The organism is Pigmentiphaga sp., assembly GCF_019689535.1.
Taxonomy (GTDB): domain Bacteria; phylum Pseudomonadota; class Gammaproteobacteria; order Burkholderiales; family Burkholderiaceae_B; genus Pigmentiphaga.
This window is the reverse complement of the sequence record NZ_JADGHH010000019.1, coordinates 21,347-27,562: the sequence shown is the minus strand read 5'-3', so window position 1 is coordinate 27,562 and position 6,216 is coordinate 21,347. Positions and strand designations below refer to the sequence as shown.

Sequence of the window (6,216 nt, the reverse complement as noted above, 5' to 3'; positions counted from 1 at the left end):
GCACTAGCAGCAGTGCCACGATGTTGACGATCTTGATGAGCGGGTTCACCGCGGGGCCGGCCGTATCCTTGTAGGGGTCGCCGACCGTGTCGCCGGTCACGGCAGCCTTGTGGGCTTCCGATCCCTTGCCGCCGTGATTGCCTTCCTCGATGTATTTCTTGGCGTTGTCCCAGGCGCCGCCGCCCGTGCACATCGAGATGGCGACGAACAGGCCCGTGACGATGGCCCCCATCAGCATGCCGCCCACGGCCATCCGGGCCGCCTCGCCGCCCATCAGCAGGCCGATGACGATGGCCAGCACGATGGGCACCACGACGGGCAGGGCCGAAGGAATCATCATTTCCTTGATCGCGGCCTTGGTGAGCATGTCTACCGCCTTGCCGTATTCAGGCTTGCCGGTGCCTTCCATGATGCCTGGGATCTCCTTGAACTGGCGGCGAACCTCGACCACCACCGAGCCTGCCGCACGCCCGACGGCCTCCATTGCCATGGCGGCGAAGAGATAGGGGATGAGGCCGCCGATGAACAGGCCGATGATGACGGCCGGCTCCGCCAGCGAGAAGCCCACGCTCTTGCCGAGGTGGTCCAGCGCGTGGGTGAAGTCGGCAAACAGCACCAGCGCCGCCAGGCCCGCAGAGCCGATGGCATAGCCCTTGGTGACGGCTTTCGTGGTGTTACCCACGGCGTCGAGCGGGTCGGTGATATTTCGCACCGATTCGGGCATTTGCGCCATTTCGGCGATGCCGCCCGCATTGTCGGTGATGGGGCCGTAGGCATCCAGCGCGACGATGATGCCGGCCATCGACAGCATGGAGGTAGCGGCGACGGCGATGCCGTACAGGCCGGCCAGGGTATAAGCGGCGTAGATGGCCAGGCATACCAGGATGACCGGCGCGGCGGTCGACTTCATCGATACGGCCAGGCCGGCGATGATGTTGGTCCCGTGGCCCGTGGTGGAGGCTTGGGCGACCGAGCGCACCGGCTTGTATTCGGTGCCGGTGTAGTACTCGGTGATCCAGACGATGAGGCCGCTCAGCACCAGTCCGACCACGGTGCAACCGTACAGCCTGCCAAGGCTGCCGCCGTCGTCGAGGGGCGTTCCGCCGAACACCCATGCCGTGAGCGGGTAGAACACGACGAGCGCCAGGACGCCGGCGACGATGAGGCCGCGGTACAGGGCGCTCATGATGCGCTTGCCAGGGCTCGCCTTGACCGCCATGCAACCCAGGATGGACGCGATGATGGAGAACCCGCCGAGCACGAGCGGATAAATCACCGCCTCGAGCGGGGCGACCTCGATCATGAGCGAGCCCAGCAGCATGGTGGCGATGATGGTGACGGCATAGGTCTCGAAGAGGTCGGCTGCCATGCCTGCGCAGTCGCCCACGTTGTCGCCTACGTTGTCGGCGATCACGGCCGGGTTGCGCGGATCGTCTTCGGGGATGCCGGCTTCGACCTTGCCCACGAGGTCGGCGCCGACGTCCGCTCCCTTGGTGAAGATGCCGCCGCCGAGGCGGGCAAAGATGGAGATCAGGGACGAACCGAAGGCGAGGCCGATGAGCGGAAGCAGCCTGTCATGCAGCCCCTCGGCCCCGGAAAGATTGGTGGCGAGCAGGATCCAGAGCAGCACGGTGATGCCGGTCAGCCCGAGGCCGACTACCAGCATGCCGGTGATGGCGCCGCCGCGGAAGGCGACGGTCAAGGCCTGGTTGAGCCCGAGTGTCGCGGCTTGCGCCGTGCGCACGTTGGCGCGCACCGATACGTTCATGCCTATGAAGCCCGCTGCGCCGGACAGGATGGCGCCGACCGCGAAGCCCACCGCACACGCCCAGCCGAGGCCGGGAACGAGGCCGATGACGATGAACAGGATGACGCCGACGATCGCGATGGTGGAATATTGTCGGGCGAGATAGGCTTGCGCCCCCTGCTGGACCGCCGACGCGATTTCCACCATGCGGGTGTTCCCGCTCTCCTGCTTGAGGATCCAGAAAGTGGAAAACGCGCCGAATGCGACGGCCAAAAGGCCGCATACGAGCGCAAACAACAGACCGGTGGCCATGCAACTCCTCCTTTTTTGTTCTACTGCGAAACCTTGACGACTACGAAGCAAACAAAAACGATTGAGCGCAGGCGAAGCGTTCGTCTGCGGGGGCGGCGGGGGGCGCCGCCGCGCGCGGTTACTTGACCGCGTCGAAGAGCCGGGCCTTGATTTCCTCGACGGTGCCGACGCCGGAAATCTTCCGGTAGCGCGGCGCCTGCGGGTCGCCCGACGCAGCCCATTGCGAGTAATAATCCACCAGCGGGCGCGTCTGCTGGCGGTAGACCTCGAGGCGCTTGCGCACGGTCTCTTCCTTGTCGTCGTCGCGCTGCACCAGGGGTTCGCCCGTGATGTCGTCGACGCCTTCGTTCTTGGGCGGGTTGAACCGCAGGTGGTAGGTGCGTCCGCTGGGCAGGTGCACGCGCCGACCGCTCATGCGTTCGATGATTTCCTCTTCCGGCACGTCCACTTCGACGACGAAGTCGAGCGGCACGCCTGCCGCGCGCAGGGCTTCGGCTTGCGGAATGGTGCGCGGGAAACCGTCAAACAGGTAGCCGTTCGCGCAGTCGGGATCCTTGAGGCGATCCTTGACCAGGCCGATGATGATGTCGTCGGACACAAGGCCGCCGGCATCCATGACTTTTTTCGCTTCGATCCCGAGCGGGGTGCCGGCCTTGACGGCGGCACGGAGCATGTCGCCGGTGGAGATTTGCGGGATGCCGTAGCGTTCCTTGAGGAACGCAGCCTGAGTGCCTTTGCCGGCGCCGGGCGCTCCAAGCAAGATTAGACGCATTGATGATTCCTGATTGAGTTGGTGTTCTAGTCCTGTGGCACGATCGGCGCAAACACGGCAGTCCAGGCCCCGCCGGGGCGGCGTTGCGGTATCGCCAGTGTGAAGAGAAGGCCGATGCGTTGCGGCATGCGGTCGTCGGTGTGGTGCCGCCCCCCTTGTGGCCGCGTGTTCCAGGCGCGATTGCCCAAAATTACCTCAAGCGCGCCAGAGCGGTCAAATTAGCTTCTTTCGGCGACTAACCGGCGTACGAGTTCCAAATCGGCCTGGGTGTCGACCCCGGGCGCAGGGGCCTGCGGCGTGACGTGCACCTGGATCGCATAGCCGTGTTCCAGCGCCCTGAGTTGCTCGAGCGATTCCCACTTCTCCAGCCTGCCTTGCGGCAGCGAGGGAAAGCGACGCAGGAAACCGACCCGGTACGCGTATAGGCCGATGTGGCGCATGGCGGGCAGGCCCGGTGCGCAAACGCGTTCGCCTGCGGCTAGCGCGTCGCGCGCCCAGGGAATGGGGGCACGCGAGAAGTACAGCGCATGTCCGTCGGCGCCGCACACGACCTTGACGAAGTTCGGGTTGAACAGCTCCTCGGCCGTGTCGATGGGGTGCGCCGCCGTGGCAATGGCGGCCGCGGCGTGGCGGTCGAGGGTGTGCGCGACCTGCGCGATGAGCGCCGGGTCGATCAAAGGTTCGTCGCCCTGGACGTTGACCACGAGCTGGGTGTCGTCGAGCTCGAGCGCATCGCACGCTTCGGCCAGGCGGTCCGTGCCCGTGGGATGGTCGGCGCGCGTCAGCAGGCTCTCGAACCCATGCGCGCGCACCGCATCCCGGATCGCGGCGTCGTCGGTGGCGACCAGCACGCGGGCGGCGCCACTCGCCTGTGCCTGCCTGGCGACGCGCACCACCATGGGTTCGCCGCCGATGTCGGCAAGCATCTTGCCCGGCAGCCGGGTGGAGGCGGCACGGGCCGGAATGATGGCGATGAACGCGGGCAGGTCAGCCACGGGCGGCCTCGCCGGCTTGCGCTTCGGCCTCTTCCTGCCAGGGCAGTGCCTCGGACTCGAGCATGACCGGTATGCCGTCGCGGATGGGGAAGCTCAGCCGATCGGCGCGGCAAGTCAGCAGCTTGGCCGAGCGGTCGTGGCGCAAGGGCCCCTTGCAAAGCGGGCAGACCAGGATGTCAAGCAGGCGTACGTCCATGGAGTCGGGTTTCCAGCCAGTCGAAGAAGGTGGGGTCGGACAAGTGCGCCGATACGCTGACGACCCATACGCGCGGGTCGTCCAAAAAAGAACATTTTACGGCGTCCTTATCGGTGATGAGTATGAGGTCCGCGTCGATGGCGGCGAACGGAGAATCCGCGTAGTCGTAGTGGTCGGGCAACCCGAGGGCTGCGTCCAGGTGGATGCCCGCCCGGCGTAGGGTCTCGAAAAAGCGCGAGGGATTGCCAATGCCTGCCACGGCTGCGATGCGGCGCGCGGGCGGCAGCGCCTGCAGCGCTCGCCATTCGCCGTCGGCCAGCCGCCGGACGCCGTCGATGACGAGGTCCATATCTACCGCCCGCACCCCGGGCGGCGTAGCCGGTGGCCGCCCGCCGCGGGCGCCGCTGCGGTTGGTGACGATGGCATCGACGTCCCCCAACTTGGAGGCCGGCTCGCGCAAGGGGCCGGCGGGCAGGAGCAGTCCATTGCCGATGCCCCGCTCGTCCTGCACGACGATTTCGACGTCCCGGGCCAGGCCCAGGTGCTGCAGGCCGTCGTCGGAGAGGATGACGTCCACCTCCGGGTGCTGCTCGAGCAATGCCCGGGCGGCGGCGGCGCGGCGCGGATGCACGGCGACGGGAACCCCGGCCTGGCGCGCGATGAGGGCGGGCTCGTCCCCGAACGCGGCCGGATCGATGCTGCCGCACCCTACGCGCGGGGCCGGGCCGATCGATGCGCCATAGCCGCGGCTGACGATTCCCGGATGGCGGCCGCGCTCGCGCAGCGCTTGCGCGGCAGCCACGATGAATGGTGTCTTGCCCGTGCCGCCGACGTAGAGGTTGCCCACGACCACGACCGGCACGCGCAGGCGCTCGGCCCGGCGCCACCCTGTGCGATAGGCCCAGCGCTTGGCGGCGACAGCGGCTGCCGTCAGGCAGGCGAGCGGGCGCAGCAGGCGCGAGAGCCAGCCGCCTTCTTGCCACTGGTGCTGTAGTGTCGCGCGCAGGGCCGAGGATTTCATCGGGAGGCAGGCGCTGCGGTGGATTGTGTCGTGAATCCCACGCGGGAAATCCCCGCGCGGCCTGCGGCTTCCATGGCCCGTACCACGGCTTGGTGCGTGGCTGACGCGTCGGCGTCGATCACCAGCGTCGGGTCTTCACGCCCGGCCGCCGCCTTGCGTATCGCTTCGGCAAGCGGCCCGGCCTCGGATACCGGCAGGGCGCGGCCATTCAGGGCGTAGCGGCCGTCCGCGGCGACGGTCATCGTGATTTGCGGCCCGGGCTCCTGTTCCTGGGCGGAGGCGTCGGGCAGCCGCACGGACAATTGGCTGAAGCGCGAGAAAGACGTACTGGCGGCGAGGAAAATCAGGATCACCAGTAGGACGTCGATCAGCGGGATCAGATTGATGTCGGGTTCGTCGTGCCCGAGATGCCGACGGAAATTCATGTCCAGCGCTCCATTGCCGTGATGCACCGCCGGCCGCGGCCGGCCTGTTTCCAGGGCGGCTCAGGCAGGTTCATGCAAAGCATCCATCAGCCGCGCGGCCGCACGCTCCAGTTCGTGCAGGCTGTCGTTGATGCGCGCGCGGAAATAACGATAGAAGATCATGGCCGGGATGGCGATGAAAATGCCTAGGCCCGTGTTATAGAGGGCGATGGAGATGCCGTGGGCCAACTGGGCGGGATCGCTGCCGGCGGGCGAGTAGGAGCCGAAAATCTCGATCATGCCGACGACGGTGCCGAACAGGCCCATCAAGGGGGCGACGGCCGCGATGGTGCCGATGGCGCCCACGTACCGGCCCAGGCTGTGGGCGACGTTTTCCCCGGCCTGTTCGAGGGCGTCCTTGAGCGCGGGCCGGGAGCGATGCATGTTGCGCAGGCCGGCGGCCAGCACCCTCCCCAGCGGGGAGTCGGCCTCCAGCCTGGCTATGATGTCGGGCGTGACGCGGCGCTTCTGCACCAGCACGAGGACGTCTTCCAGCAGGCGGGGCGGGGCGATGCGGCGCTTGCGCAGGGCGAGCAGGCGTTCGACGATGAGCGTCAGTGCGATGAACGAGGTGGCGATCAGGGGCCAGATGGGCCAGCCGGCCTCGCGGACGATGGCGAGCAAGAAACCTCTCCTTTTCGATGAAGGCGAGAATGTACGAGCGCGGCCGGGTCTGGGCAAGTCGGGCCGCCGGAGGTATCCACAGAAT

Annotated in this window: 7 protein-coding genes; all 7 read right to left on the bottom strand. The window is 67.2% G+C overall.

The window, feature by feature from the left end:
- On the bottom strand, positions 1 to 2,059 hold a 2,059-nt coding region (locus IRZ12_RS03140; RefSeq protein ID WP_296464006.1), incomplete at its 3' end, for a sodium-translocating pyrophosphatase.
- 118 nt (positions 2,060 to 2,177) lie between these two features.
- Entirely contained in the window at positions 2,178 to 2,831 is a 654-nt protein-coding gene (gene adk, locus IRZ12_RS03135) for an adenylate kinase (protein ID WP_296464005.1), read from the bottom strand.
- Between the two features lie 218 nt (positions 2,832 to 3,049).
- A complete protein-coding gene (gene kdsB, locus IRZ12_RS03130; RefSeq protein WP_296464008.1) occupies positions 3,050 to 3,817 on the bottom strand; it encodes a 3-deoxy-manno-octulosonate cytidylyltransferase in 768 nt (255 codons plus the stop codon).
- A gap of 1 nt (position 3,818) precedes the next feature.
- Positions 3,819 to 4,022 (bottom strand): Trm112 family protein, encoded by a 204-nt coding sequence (locus IRZ12_RS03125; protein ID WP_296464003.1) that lies wholly within the window; start codon positions 4,020 to 4,022, stop codon positions 3,819 to 3,821.
- Positions 4,003 to 5,043 carry a tetraacyldisaccharide 4'-kinase gene (gene lpxK, locus IRZ12_RS03120; RefSeq protein ID WP_296464001.1) on the bottom strand — a complete coding sequence of 347 codons (1,041 nt, stop codon included), beginning with the start codon at positions 5,041 to 5,043 and terminating at the stop codon, positions 4,003 to 4,005. The genes IRZ12_RS03125 and lpxK overlap by 20 nt, the downstream gene beginning before the upstream one ends.
- Positions 5,040 to 5,468 (bottom strand): biopolymer transporter ExbD, encoded by a 429-nt coding sequence (locus IRZ12_RS03115; protein ID WP_296463999.1) that lies wholly within the window; start codon positions 5,466 to 5,468, stop codon positions 5,040 to 5,042. Before IRZ12_RS03115 ends, lpxK begins: the two co-directional genes overlap by 4 nt.
- A gap of 60 nt (positions 5,469 to 5,528) precedes the next feature.
- The gene (locus IRZ12_RS03110; protein WP_296463997.1) at positions 5,529 to 6,131 is read right to left on the bottom strand and encodes a MotA/TolQ/ExbB proton channel family protein; all 603 of its coding nucleotides are present in this window, start codon (positions 6,129 to 6,131) and stop codon (positions 5,529 to 5,531) included.
- Positions 6,132 to 6,216 lie beyond the last annotated feature (85 nt).